The 13067-nt window shown below is 65.7% G+C and carries 11 protein-coding genes; 3 read left to right on the top strand and 8 right to left on the bottom strand.

The genetic code is table 11. The features are described 5' to 3' along the window. Positions 1–76 precede the first annotated feature (76 nt). The 3 genes from B2P87_RS18065 to B2P87_RS18055 form a co-directional block, all read right to left on the bottom strand. Positions 77–3121 (bottom strand): DNA translocase FtsK, encoded by a 3045-nt coding sequence (locus B2P87_RS18065; protein WP_141891807.1) that lies wholly within the window; start codon positions 3119–3121, stop codon positions 77–79. Between the two features lie 114 nt (positions 3122–3235). Then, a complete protein-coding gene (locus B2P87_RS18060; protein ID WP_141891806.1) occupies positions 3236–4414 on the bottom strand; it encodes an aminotransferase class I/II-fold pyridoxal phosphate-dependent enzyme in 1179 nt (392 codons plus the stop codon). Between the two features lie 109 nt (positions 4415–4523). Continuing rightward, positions 4524–5855, bottom strand: coding sequence for an amidase (locus B2P87_RS18055; RefSeq protein WP_141891805.1), 1332 nt, complete (start codon positions 5853–5855; stop codon positions 4524–4526). 111 nt (positions 5856–5966) lie between these two features. On the opposite strand from B2P87_RS18055, the gene B2P87_RS18050 reads away from it, so the two are divergent. Beyond that, positions 5967–7193 carry an FAD-dependent monooxygenase gene (locus B2P87_RS18050; RefSeq protein ID WP_141891804.1) on the top strand — a complete coding sequence of 409 codons (1227 nt, stop codon included), beginning with the start codon at positions 5967–5969 and terminating at the stop codon, positions 7191–7193. 142 nt (positions 7194–7335) lie between these two features. Here B2P87_RS18050 and B2P87_RS18045 read toward each other — a convergent pair whose 3' ends face one another. The 5 genes from B2P87_RS18045 to B2P87_RS18025 form a co-directional block, all read right to left on the bottom strand. After that, a complete protein-coding gene (locus B2P87_RS18045; protein ID WP_141891803.1) occupies positions 7336–7524 on the bottom strand; it encodes a Trm112 family protein in 189 nt (62 codons plus the stop codon). Further along, positions 7521–8165 carry an LON peptidase substrate-binding domain-containing protein gene (locus tag B2P87_RS18040; RefSeq protein ID WP_141891802.1) on the bottom strand — a complete coding sequence of 215 codons (645 nt, stop codon included), beginning with the start codon at positions 8163–8165 and terminating at the stop codon, positions 7521–7523. The genes B2P87_RS18045 and B2P87_RS18040 overlap by 4 nt, the downstream gene beginning before the upstream one ends. A 27-nt stretch (positions 8166–8192) precedes the next feature. Continuing rightward, on the bottom strand, positions 8193–9119 hold the full coding sequence (locus B2P87_RS18035; RefSeq protein ID WP_141891801.1) for a thioredoxin family protein: 927 nt from the start codon (positions 9117–9119) through the stop codon (positions 8193–8195). A 424-nt stretch (positions 9120–9543) separates the two neighbouring features. Beyond that, positions 9544–10332 carry an exodeoxyribonuclease III gene (locus tag B2P87_RS18030; RefSeq protein ID WP_141891800.1) on the bottom strand — a complete coding sequence of 263 codons (789 nt, stop codon included), beginning with the start codon at positions 10330–10332 and terminating at the stop codon, positions 9544–9546. Between the two features lie 234 nt (positions 10333–10566). Beyond that, positions 10567–11253, bottom strand: coding sequence for a response regulator transcription factor (locus tag B2P87_RS18025; protein ID WP_027245320.1), 687 nt, complete (start codon positions 11251–11253; stop codon positions 10567–10569). 173 nt (positions 11254–11426) lie between these two features. Between B2P87_RS18025 and ribA the strand changes: the two genes are divergently transcribed. Beyond that, positions 11427–12515: a GTP cyclohydrolase II gene (ribA, locus tag B2P87_RS18020; RefSeq protein WP_141891799.1), complete on the top strand. Its 1089-nt coding sequence runs from the start codon at positions 11427–11429 to the stop codon at positions 12513–12515. After that, a complete protein-coding gene (locus tag B2P87_RS18015; protein ID WP_208764509.1) occupies positions 12515–13024 on the top strand; it encodes a L,D-transpeptidase family protein in 510 nt (169 codons plus the stop codon). The genes ribA and B2P87_RS18015 overlap by 1 nt, the downstream gene beginning before the upstream one ends. Positions 13025–13067: the final 43 nt, after the last annotated feature.

Here is a 13067-nt window from a genome sequence, read left to right as displayed (position 1 = left end):
TCCAACATAGGTGCGGCATTGCAGATGTGAAGATGCCGGACCCTCGCGAATCCGGCATCGGCAGATTTTTGTCAGCTTACTGTTCGGGAACCAGAATTTCCCGCTTGCCGACATGGTTCGCGGCGGAGACGACGCCCTCTTCCTCCATCTGCTCCACCAGCCGCGCCGCCTTGTTGTAGCCGATTGCCAGCTTGCGCTGGATGTAAGAGGTCGAGCACTTGCGGTCCTTGATCACGATGGCAACTGCCGTGTCATAGAGCGCGTCCTCGGTGTCGGTGTTGCCGCCGGTATTCAGCCCCAGCACCGCGTCGATATTGTCGGCCTTGTCGTCATCCGGGCCATCCAGCACGCTTCCGACGTAGTCCGGCGGGCCGAACTGCTTGAGGTGGTTCACCACCTCCTCGACCTCTTCGTCCGAACAGAACGGGCCGTGGCAGCGGGTGATCTTGGCGCCGCCCGCCATGTACAGCATGTCACCCATGCCCAGCAGCTGCTCGGCGCCCATTTCGCCCAGGATCGTCCGGCTGTCGACCTTGGAGGTCACCTGGAAGGAAATCCGGGTCGGGAAGTTGGCCTTGATGGTGCCGGTGATCACATCCACCGAGGGACGCTGGGTGGCCATGATCAGGTGGATGCCGGAGGCCCGCGCCATCTGCGCCAAGCGCTGGATGCAGGCCTCGATCTCCTTGCCCGCCACCATCATCAGGTCAGCCATTTCGTCGACGATCACGACGATATAGGGCAGCGCCTTGGGCTCGAACTGTTCGGTCTCGAACACCGGCTCGCCGGTGTCGTCATCAAATCCGGTCTGCACCGTGCGCGAGAACATTTCACCCTTGGCGAGCGCATCCTTCACCCGGCCATTGTAGCCCGCGATGTTGCGCACGCCCATCTTGGACATCTTGCGGTAGCGGTCCTCCATCTCGCCCACCACCCACTTCAGGGCCACAACGGCCTTTTTCGGGTCTGTCACAACGGGCGAGAGCAGATGCGGGATGCCGTCATAGACCGACAGTTCCAGCATCTTGGGGTCGATCATGATCAGGCGGCATTCATCCGGGGTCAGCTTGTACAGCAGCGACAGGATCATGGTGTTGATCGCCACCGACTTACCGGAGCCGGTGGTGCCCGCGATCAGCAGGTGAGGCATCTTCGCCAGGTTCGCGACCATGGCGTCGCCGCCAATATCCTTGCCCAGCGCCAGCGGCAGCGCATGGTTGCCATCGCCGAAGTCGCGGGACGACAGGATTTCGCGCAGCACCACTTTCTCGCGCTTCTCATTCGGCAGTTCGATGCCGATCACGGTGCGGCCCGGCACCGTCGACACCCGTGCCGACAGCGCAGACATCGAGCGCGCGATGTCATCCGCCAGGCCGATCACGCGGGAGGCCTTGAGGCCCGGGGCCGGCTCCAGCTCGTACATTGTCACCACCGGGCCGGGACGGACCGAGACGATCTCGCCCTTGACGCCATAGTCGTCCAGCACCGTTTCCAGCATCCGGGCGTTTTCTTCCAGCGCCTCATCGCTGAGGTGGTGGCGCTCGATGCCGACCGGGTTGGTCAGCAGGCTCAGCGGCGGCAGTTCGAAATCGCTGCCGCTGTCGTCAAAGGCCAGATTGGGCTGGGCCTCAGCCTTGGCACGCGCCGAGGGCTGCACGGTCTTGCGCACCGGCTGTTCCACGACAGCCTTGCGCGGCTCTGCCACCGGCAGATCGACCGTCAGGCGCGGTCCTGCCGTCTTTGGCGTTTCCGGGGCGGGCGCGGGCGGCACAGCAGGCGCGGCATGATCCGGCAACGCCTCAGACGGCACGTGGTCCGGGGTCAGCATCCCGGCCTCAGCGGCAAAGTCCGCGTCATCGGTATCTTCGTGCAGATCCGCAACCGGTGCTTCGGGGATCGCGGGTTCGTCTTCCGGCGCCTGCCAGGCCAGAACCGGCTCTTCCGCCAGCGGCGGCACCGGGACCATCGCAGCGGTCAGCGGCGGCTCCGGCGGCAGACCGCCTTGAGCGGCAGCCGGGTTGAAGATCAACGGCGCAGGGCGCTGGCCGCGGCCCTTGGTCAGGGGCAGATTCGGGTCGTATTCCAGCGGCACATCGGCGGCGCGGCGGATGCGGACGGCGTTGGCGATCTTCTGGGAAATCCGGTCCTCGCCGGCCTCTCCGTCCGCCAGATCTTCTGCGCCATCGGCCTCCTGCAGCGTTGACGCGTAGGCGTTTCCGGCCTCCGGCGCAGGCGCGGCGCGGCGGATCAGCGACGGAACGCGGGACAGCAGCCCGCCCTTGGCCGGGGCTTCCGGCACTGCCGGGGCGGTCTCGGCCATGTAGTCGCCATAGGGGTCTTCGGGGTAGTCCTCGAACATCTCGGCGTCTTGGTCCGTGCTGTCATAGGCGGCGGCATCATCCGCAGCAGAATGCGCGCGCCCGCCCCGCTCCTTGCGGTAGGTCATCGCGGCCTGCAGCCCGCTGGAGGCCCCGCGGCCCAGCAGCGCGGCAACCGCGCCATAGCCCAGGATCAGCCCGACCGTGACCTTGTGCAGGCCCTTCTTCACCTCGGGCCAAGTGAAGCCCAGCACGGCGCAGCCCAGCGCCAGCATACCTGCCGCGCTCAGCAGCGACATGATCTTGACCATGAAATGCAGGCTGACCGGCAGCAGCGCCAAGAGCGCGCCCAGGAAGGTATAGCCGACCATGCCGCCCAGGCCGAAATCGTAATTCTGCTGCCAGGCGGAGCTGGCATTGAGGGTTTCCATATGCAGCGCCACCACCAGCAGCCACGGCACCGACAACAGGAGCGGCCAGACCACCCGGTCCTCGCCCCGGTGCAGCACAAACCGCAGGCCCCAGGCCGACAGGAACAGCGGCAGCGCCCAGCTGGCCTTGCCAAACAGGGTGATCAGAATGAAAGAGACAGAGGCCCCCGGCCGGCCCAGCCAGTTCTGCACCGGCGCGTCGGTCGACACGGTCCAGTTCGGATCCTCCGGCGTGTAGGAGCCGAGCATGGCTGCAATCATCAGCCCCGCCAGGATCAGGGCAATCCCGATCAGTTCCTTGCCGCGCTTTTCAATGGCCGCCTGCATGTTGCTGTCGAGCAGCGGATCGCGGCTGCGAGTTTGAAATGCCATGCCTACCTCAGTTCCGTTTCTTGTGCCTGTGCCCCGCTGTTCACCGCAGGGTCACGCGCCTGTCCGTTTTTTGGTCTTGGCTGTGCGGCCCCGGCAGGCGCCGCGCAGCAGAATTCAGTAAAGGCAGCCGCGCAGCGTGCTCAGCGCCTTGCGGGTGTCCTCGGCGGGGGCGACAAGCGCCACCCTGATGTAGCTCTCGCCCGGGTTCTGCCCAGGTTCGCCCTGCGCCAGATAGGCGCCGGGCAGCACCCGCACGCCGGTTTCCGTCCACAGCTTCAGCGCGGCCTGTTCGCCGTTGTCCACCGGAAGCCACAGAAAGAAGCCCGCTTCGGGCGCCATATAGCCGTTGAGGCCGTCAAAGACCTCATCGGCAATCTTGAATTTTTCCTGATAAAGCGCGCGGTTCTCCGCCACATGCGCCTCATCTGCCCAGACCCTGGCGGCGGCGGCCTGCAAGGGGCCCGGCAGCGGGGCACCGGAATAGGCCCGCAGCTGCTTCACCCGCTTGATGGTCTCCGCCCCGCCCGCAATCAGCCCGGAGCGCAGGCCCGGCAGGTTCGACCGTTTCGACAGCGAATTGAACAGCACCACCCGTTCCGGATCAGCGCCCAGCTCCTGTGCAACAGTCAGCGCCCCCACGGGGGCCTCGCCGCGGTAGATCTCGGAATAGCATTCATCCGCAAAGATGCGGAAATCGTATTTCTCGGCCAGCTGGATCAGACGGGTCCAGTATGCGCGCGAGGCCACCGCGCCCTGCGGGTTGGCAGGCGAACAGATATAGGCCACCGCGGTGCGGTTCAGAACGTCCTCGGGCAGGTTTTCATAGTCCGGCAGATGGCCGGTGGCTGCGGTTGCGGGGACAAACACAGGCTCTGCACCGACGGAGATCGTCGCCACCATGTAGACCTGGTAAAAGGGGTTCGGGATCAGCACGACGGGCGTCTGGCCGTTCTTCTGCTCCGGGCACAGCGCCATCGCGGCGTTATACAGCCCCTCGCGGGTACCGTTCAGCGCCATGATCTGCGTTTCCGGGTCCGCAGTCACGCCATAGCGGCGGCTGATCCAATCGGCGATGGCGCCGCGCAGTTCCGGCGTGCCGTCATTGTTCGGATACTGATTAAATCCGGCAGCATTCTCGGCGATGACATCGGTGACCCAGGCCGGGAACGCATGTTTCGGCTCGCCAATGGTCATATGCACCACATCCCCGCCGGGAGTGTGATGGTCCAGAAGCGCCCTCAGGCGCGGAAACGCATAGGCTGGCAGGTTCGAAAACCGCTCAGGAAAATCCATGTCTTGTGCCTCGGTCACGGGATCATTGGCGCCCCGTTTGCGCCTCAGGTTACAGATGGCGGGCGGGTGCGTCCACCCGGTGATGCGGCCGATGGGCCGAATGTGGCTTTCAGGCCAAGGCGGCCTCGATCGCGGCGCCGGTGCGCAGCAGCGCCTCCTCGCAGTCCGGCTGCCCCAGCACCTGCAGCCCGCAGCTGGGCGTGCCGGTGGGCAGCGACAGCGCGCAAAGGCCCATCAGGTTGCCGACCCGCGTGTTGCGCAAGGCCAGCAGGTTGGACTGCACGTAATAGTCATGGTCGCTTTGCAGCCTGTCCAGGTTGGGCGGCAGGTTCGGCGAGGCCGGGCTGAGCACCGCATCAAAGCCGGCAACCGCCTGATCCCAGGCCATCCGGCACTGTTCCAGCTTGGCCCAGGCCGCAACGTAATCCGGGCCGCTGAACTGCGCGCCGGTGCGGAAGCGCTCCAGGATCTCCGCATACATCAGCTGCGGCGCGGCCTCGATCACGTCTTTCCACAGCCCATAAGCTTCGGTGGTGTAAAGAACCGGGCTGAGGCCCATCGCCTCCTCCAGCTCCGGCACTTCCAGCGGCACGATCAGCGCCCCGGCCTGTTTCAGCCGCTCCAGCGTCTCCCGGTAGGCCGCGGCAATTTTCGGGTCCAGATCATCCTGCACAACATTCTGCAGGTCAGCAAAGCGGCGCCCTTTAAGGGCTGCGGGATTGCGCAGATCAGGCCCCGCGGTGCCCTCCAGCAGCCCCAGCAGCAGCCCCGCGTCCTCCACCGAGCGGGCCAGCGGGCCGATGGTGTCGAACTTCAGGCACAAGGGCACCACGCCCTCCAGGCTGATCCGGCCCGATGTGGTCTTGAGGCCCACCAGATCGTTCCAGGCAGAGGGGATGCGCACCGACCCGCCGGTGTCAGAGCCGATACCAGCCGCCGCCAGTCCAAAGGCCACCGATGCCGCGGCGCCGGAGGACGACCCGCCCGGCGCTGCGCCCTGGTCATTCACGCAGGGCGGCGTTTGTTTGACGGGGTTAAAGCCAAGGCCGGAAAAGGCCAGCTCGCTCATATGGGTTTTGCCCAGGCAGACCGTCCCCATAAGGGTCGCGTTGCGCAAGACAGCCGCGTCCTGATCCGGCACCCGGCCTTTCAGCAGGTCAGAGCCGGATTCGGTCGCCGTGCCGGCGCTGTCGAACAAGTCCTTCCAGCTGAGCGGAACCCCATCCAAAGGCGACCGGCGCAGGCCCAGGCCGGCGCGCTGCTCAGCCGCTTCCGCCTCCGCCAGCGCCCGGTCACGGGTCACCTGCGTGTAGATCCGGTCTGTCAGGGGGTGGGCGTCAATGGCGTCCAGATAGCAGCGGGTCAGCGCCACCGGGCCGATTTCACCCGTCTCAATCCCGCGTCCCAGATCGGCGGCCGTCATCGTCAGCCAGTCTTGCATAGGCCCGTCTCCCCATAAGCAGTTGCCGGTGACGGTAGCGGCAGCAGGACGCAGGCACAATCCCGCGCTTCCTGCATGGACAATCCCGCCAGCAGGCGCATATTGCGGGGCATGAAAAATGCGTCCGATATCCTGATCGTGGGCGGCGGGCTGAATGGCCCGGCGCTGGCCCTGGCCCTGGCACAGACCGGCCACAGCGTTACCGTGGTCGACTCGCTGACCCCGGACAAACTGGCCGATGACGGGTTCGACGGCCGCGGCTACGCGCTGGCGCTCGCCTCGCAGCGGCTGCTGCAGCAGACCGGCGTCTGGCAGCATGTCGGGGACAACGCGCAACCGATGCTGGAAATCAAGGTGACGGACGGGCACGCTGGCCACGGCCCCTCACCGTTCTTCATCCATTTCGACCATGCCGAGCTGGAAGAAGGCCCGATGGGATACATGGTCGAGGACCGCTTCCTGCGCCGCGCCTTCCTGCAGGCGATGGAAGACCAGCCGCAGATTACGCTTGTGTCCGGCAGGACCGTGACCGCACAGGCTCCGGACCAGACCGGCGTGACAGTGACTCTGGACGACGGCGGAGAGCTGCGCGGCCAGGTTCTGGTCGGCTCCGACGGGCGCCGCAGCGGCACTGCCCGGCGGGCGGGCATCAAGCGCACCGGATGGGACTACGGCCAGACTGCGCTGGTCTGCGCCATCGACCATGAAAAGCCGCACCACGGCATCGCGCATCAGTTCTTCATGCCCCCCGGGCCGCTGGCGATCCTGCCGCTGCCGGGCAACCGGTCCTCCATCGTGTGGAGCGAGCGGACGGAGACCGCCAAGGCCATTCACGCACTGAATGACGCAGAGTACATCCAGGCTTTGCGCCCCCGGTTCGGCGACTTCCTGGGGGAGATTTCCCTGGCTGGCAAACGCTTCACCTACCCGCTGAACCTGACCATCGCCAACAGCTTCATTGGCAACCGCATGGCCCTGGTTGGCGACGCCGCACACGGGATGCATCCGATTGCCGGCCAAGGCCTGAACGCCGGCCTGCGCGATGTCGGAGCGCTGGCCGAAGTGATCACCGAAGCCACCCGGCGCGGTGAAGATATCGGCTCGCCGCTGGTGATGGAGCGCTATCAGCAATGGCGCCGCTTTGACACGGCTTCTCTGGTGGCGGCCACGGATGTGTTCAACCGGCTGTTTTCCAACGACAACCCGCTGCTGCGGCTGGGCCGGGACATCGGCATGGGCGTGGCCGGCGCGATCCCGGGGCTGCGCCGCAATTTCGTGCGTGAAGCGGCCGGGCTGACCGGCGACCTGCCCCGGCTGCTGAAAGGCCAGGCGATCTAGACGGCGCCGCGCCGAAGCAACCTGCGGGCGGGCTCCCGCCTGCTCCGGACCATCCCCAGGGATGCCCCTGCACAGTTGGGCGCGGCACCGCGCTGGCGCGCAGTGCTGCGGCTGTCCGGACCGTTCCGTGCTGGAACCGGACCTAGTTCAGCTCGCGCGCCTCATCCACCAGCATCACCGGGATGCCGTTGCGGATCGGAAAGGCGAGATTGGCCGCGCGCGAGATCAGCTCCTGTGCCTGGGCATCATAGTCCAGCACCGTCTGGGTCAGCGGACAGACCAGCGCTTCCAGCATCCGCCGGTCAAAGGCCGGCACCTGTGGTTCGGTCATTGCAGGGTTTCCTCCTGAGAGCCGCCGCGCAGGGCGAATTCGATCAAAGTGACAAGCGTTTCCCGCCTTGTCGCAAGGCAGGGCGCCTCGAGCAAGGCCTGTTTGTCCTCGGGGTCGAACTCCAGCAGCATCGCCAGCGAATTGATCAGCAGCTCATCCTCAGCCTCTTTCAGCGCCTCCCAGTCGGTCGACAGGCTGCGGGCGGTAAAGAACCGTTCCAGCAGGTTCAGGAACGAGGGGCGGTCGAGCGCCGCATCCGCCTCGGTCCGGCCCAGGTCGCGTTCAAATCCTGCCCAGCTGACATCGCAGCGCCGGTACGGGGCAAACCCGCTGGACTCGCGGGTGACGCGGAACCGGGACACGCCAGACAGCGTGACCAGGTACCGCCCGTCTTCGGTCTCGGAGAACTGGGTGACCCGCCCGGCGCAGCCGATCGCATGCAGGTCTTCGCCCTGCCCGTTCGGCCCCGGGCAAGGCTGCACCATGCCGATCAGCCGCTGCCGCGTTTTCAGCGTGTCTTCAAGCATCTGCAGATACCGCGGCTCAAAGATGTGCAGCGGCAGGCGTGAGCGGGGCAGCAAAAGCGCCCCGGGCAAGGGAAACACGGCAATGGTGTCCGGCAGATCGGCTGGCTGGATCATAGGACAGAGTGTAGTGCTGCCCCGATCTTAGGCAAATATCATCGAGCTCAGCTTGCGCCGCCCGTTCAGAACCACCGGGTCGTTCGGCTTGAGCGCGTCGAAGATGGTGAAGAGCTGCGTCTTGGCGGCCCCGTCATTCCAGTCCCGGTCGCGGCGGAACAGCTCCAGCAGTTCAGCAACGGCTGCATCGGCGTCGCCGGTTGCATGCAGCGCCTGCGCCAGATCGAAGCGGGCCTGGTGATCGCCGGGGTTTGCCTCGACAGCGGCCCGCAGCTCCACCACCGGACCGGCATTCTCCGCCTGGCGGGCAAGCTCGATCTGCGCAAAAGCCGCTTCGATTTCCGCCGCGGAGGCGATGTCCGCAGGGGCGCCGTTCAGCACCGCTTCGGCCTGATCCAGTTCGCCCAGGGCAATATGGGCCCGCGCCAGACCGCCGTAGGCGGCGGCGCTCTTGTCGTCCTCGCCCAGGATGGCTGCAAAGGTCTGGGCCGCATCCGCAACCGCGCCTTCGGCCAGCATCTGTTCCGCGGCCTCCAGCGCTTCGCCAAGCCCGCCATCGGCGGTGCCGCCCGCGGCCTCGATCACTTTCTTCAGGAAGGCGTCGATTTCCGACGCCGGCAAGGCGCCCTGGAACATGTCGACCGGACGGCCCTGCACAAAGGCGACAACGGTCGGGATGGATTGCAGCGGCAGCCCCTGCTGCGCCAGCGCCTGCGCCAGGCGCTGGTTCTCGTCGACGTTGATCTTGGCCATGGTTACAGCGCCCTTGGCCTTGGTGACGGCCGCCTCCAGCATCGGACCCAGGGTCTTGCAGGGACCGCACCAGGGGGCCCAGAAATCCACGATCACCGGAGCCTGCATCGACGCATCGACAACGTCCTGCATAAAGGTGGCTTCGGTCACGTCCTTGATCAGATCGCCCGCCGGTGCGGCGCTGCCAAAAATGTCGCTCATCAGTTTGTTCTCCGCTTGGAACTTACCCCCTATATGGAATCCTGCGCGCCGGAAACCAAGAGAGGAGTTGACCGCGGCGCGGCCCCGGTCTGACCTCTTTGCCGCATCGCAACGGCTGATGCGGCCGGATGATGCCGCCTGCAACCGGCACGCACATCCCTGGAGCGTTAGCAGCCGCATGGCGGTGCTGCCGCTGATGACCCTGACCGCGTGATCCAAGGTCGGGCTGGGCTGGCCCGGCGCGCTCCCGCCCCCGCTGGCAGGCCCTGGCTGCGCCAGCTCCCTGGCGGCGTTGGGCCGCGCGCCGCGCTGCCGCGCGGCGTGCCCGCACTGCGCGCCAGCGCAGTGCCAGGCCCAACGGAGAAGGGTCCTCTAGCGGAGGACCCGGATCAGGCGGGAGACCCCCACCCTCCCCCGCCCGCGGTCAGAGATCGAAGGTTGCAAACACCGGCGCGTGGTCGCTGGGTTTTTCCCAGCCGCGGGCATCGCGCAGAATGCGGCTGGAATGGCCCGCCCCGGCAATATCCGGTGTCGCCCAGACATGATCCAGCCGCCGCCCCTTGTCCGCCGCATCCCAGTCGCGCGCGCGGTAGGACCACCAGCTGTAGAGCTTGCCCTCAGGGATATCGCGTCGTGTGATGTCGATCCAGCCGCCCGCCTCCTGGGTTTCGGCCAGATGCGCGACCTCCACAGGCGTGTGGCTCACCACCTTCAGCAGCTTCTTGTGATCCCAGACGTCATCTTCGCGCGGCGCGATGTTCAGGTCGCCGACGAGAACGGATTTCTCCGGCTTGTCCGCATGGAACCAGTCGCGCATGGCTGTCAGGTAATCCAGCTTCTGGCCGAACTTTTCATTCACCTCCCGGTCCGGCACATCGCCGCCCGCCGGCACATAGAAGTTGTGGATCACCACCCCGTTCTCCAGCCGCCCGGCCACATGCCTGGCATGGCCAAGGGCGGCAAAGTCCTGCTCCCCGGCATCCTCGATCGGCAGCCGCGACAGGATTGCAACGCCGTTATACCCCTTCTGCCCGCGCGCAACCATGTGGCGGTAGCCGAGCGCCGCAAACCCCTCCACCGGGATCTTCTCCACCGGGCTTTTGCACTCCTGCAGGCACAGCACATCCGGCCCTTCCTCCTGCAAGAGCTTTTGCACAATCGGCTCGCGCAGGCGGACCGAGTTGATGTTCCAGGTGGCAAGGGTAAATGGCATCGCGCGCCTCATCATGAAATCCGGGTTCGGGCGCGATACTGCCCGCCCCGGCCAGGAAGGGCCAGAGAGGAATTGCGCAAAGGCCCCGTGCGGCCCGGCGCCCAAAAAAAGGCCGGGCAAGAGGCCCGGCCAAGTCCAACAGGGAGGTGCATATCGTAACCCGGATATGCGCGGGATCGAATACAGTCTAAAGATGAACTCTAGTGTCTTCTTTGATCTGGCTCAACGCGTGTGTCAGGCAACCAGCCGGTATCCGCCTGATTCCGTCACCAGCAGGCGCGCATTCGACGGGTCGGGCTCGATTTTCTGCCGCAGCCGGTAGATATGGGTTTCCAGCGTGTGGGTGGTGACACCCGCATTGTAGCCCCAGACCTCATGCAGCAGCACATCGCGCGGCACCACACCGTCGCTGGAGCGGTAGAGGAACTTGAGGATATTGGTCTCTTTCTCCGTCAGCCGGATCTTGCGGTCATCCTCGGTGATCAGCAGTTTCATCGCAGGCTTGAACGTGTAAGGCCCCAGCGCAAAGACCGCATCCTCCGACTGCTCATGCTGGCGCAGCTGGGCGCGGATGCGGGCCAGAAGCACCGGGAACTTGAACGGCTTGGAGACATAGTCGTTGGCGCCGGCATCCAGCCCCAAGATGGTATCGGCATCGCTGTCGTGGCCGGTCAGCATCAGAATCGGCGACTTCACCCCCTGCTTGCGCATCAGGCGGCACAGCTCCCGCCCGTCGGTGTCCGGCAGGCCGACATCCAGAATGATAAGGTCATATAGGGCTTCCTTGGCGCGCTCCATCGCGCTTTGACCGTTCTCAGCTTCAAAGACATCGAAGTCCTCGGTCATCACCAGCTGCTCGCTCAAGGCTTCGCGCAGGTCTTCGTCATCATCAACCAGCAGAATTTTCTTCAGTTGCGCCATCGGCTCACCCTCCTGTTCTTGAAACCACAAATGCGCATCCCTTGCGCCCGCGGCAAGATTTGCTGCAAAACTCTCACGCCGACGTGTCCATGACATGGAAATTGTTTCACATCCGTTGCATTTGGGCGTAAAGACGGCGAGCCTTTGTTACAGAATAACACCGGATACCCCGCATGAGCCTGATGCCCACGATGATCGAACTGCTGGCCCGCGCCCGGGTCGATCTGCGCATGGGGCTGCCGGTGGTGCTGGCAAACGGCGAGGAAGCGGCCCTGGCGATTGCTGTCGAATCCCTGACAGAGGCACGCTTGGCAGACATGCGGGCGCTGGGGGACCTGTCGCTGGCCCTGACCGCGCGCCGGGCGGATACGCTGAAAGCCCGGGTTTACGACGAGGATATCGCCCGCGTGGCCGTTCCCGCATCCGAAGGGCTGCATTGGATCCAGGCGCTGGCAGACCCGGCAGACGACCTGAACACACCGATGAAAGGCCCGCTGTCGAGCCAGCGCGGCGGCAGTGCGGACCTGCACCGGCTGGCGATTGCGCTGGTGAAATCCGCGCGCCTGCTGCCGGCCGCGGCCCTCGTGCCGCTCAGCGGGGCGGCTGAATTTGCCGCGGGTCACGGGCTGACCACCCTGTCCCGGACTGCCGCGGCACCGCTGCTCAGTGAAAGCTCGCCCCTGCATCCGGTGGCTGCGGCCCGCCTGCCGATGGACGCCGCCGAAGCCGGGCGCCTGCACATCTTCCGGCCCGAGGATGGCGCCGAGGAGCATTACGCCGTCGAAATCGGCCGCCCCGACCGTTCCAAACCGGTGCTGGCGCGGCTGCATTCGGCTTGCTTCACCGGCGATGTGCTGGGCTCGCTCAAGTGCGATTGCGGCCCGCAGCTGCGCGGCGCGCTGGCGCAGATGGGCGAAGAAGGTGCAGGTGTTCTTCTGTACCTCAACCAGGAGGGGCGCGGCATCGGTCTCGCCAACAAGATGCGGGCCTATTCCTTGCAGGATCAGGGCTTTGACACGGTGGAAGCCAACCACCGGCTCGGCTTTGAAGATGATGAGCGCGATTTCCGCCTGGGCGCCGCGATCCTGCAGAAGATGGGGTTTTCCCAGGTGCGGCTGCTGACCAACAACCCGAACAAAATCGCGATGATGGAAAAAACCGGAGTGCATGTGGCGGAGCGGGTGGCGCTGCATGTCGGTGAAAACGCCCACAACCAGCATTACCTGGCGACAAAGGCCCGCAAATCCGGGCACATGCTGTAATGACGCCGGCCGATCTGGTCCTCACTCCGCGCGGCGTGCGTTTCCTAGGCCGGGTCCTGCCCTGCTCCATCGGCAAAGGCGGGCTGTCCCGCGCCAAACGCGAAGGCGACGGTGCCACGCCCGTTGGCATTCACCGGATTGCGGGAATGCTGTACCGCCCGGACCGCCTCGCCCGCCCTGCCCCCTGGGCAGAGCCGATCGGCCCAGGCGATCTGTGGTCGGATGATGCAGGCCACAGCGCCTACAACCGCCATGTCCGGGCGCCTTATGCCTTCAGCCACGAAAAGCTGCGCCGGGCGGATCCGCTGTATGATCTGATCCTGGTCACGGATTGGAACTGGCCGGACGCCGTGCCCGGCAAAGGCTCAGCCATCTTCCTGCATCAATGGCGGCGTCCGGGGTTTCCCACCGAAGGCTGCATCGCCTTTTCCCGGGCCGGCCTCCACTGGCTGGCCGCCCGCCTCCAGCCGGGCACCCGGCTCATCGTGCCGCCCTTGGGCCGCGCCTGACGCAGCCAAGACTTGTCTAATAAGTCTTGGCAAAAGTTTTTCC

It is taken from the genome of Leisingera sp. UBA4491, assembly GCF_002388965.1.
GTDB classification, from domain to species: domain Bacteria; phylum Pseudomonadota; class Alphaproteobacteria; order Rhodobacterales; family Rhodobacteraceae; genus Leisingera; species Leisingera aquaemixtae.
The sequence above is the reverse complement of the archived record's forward strand: the minus strand, read 5'-3'. Positions and strand labels throughout refer to the sequence as shown.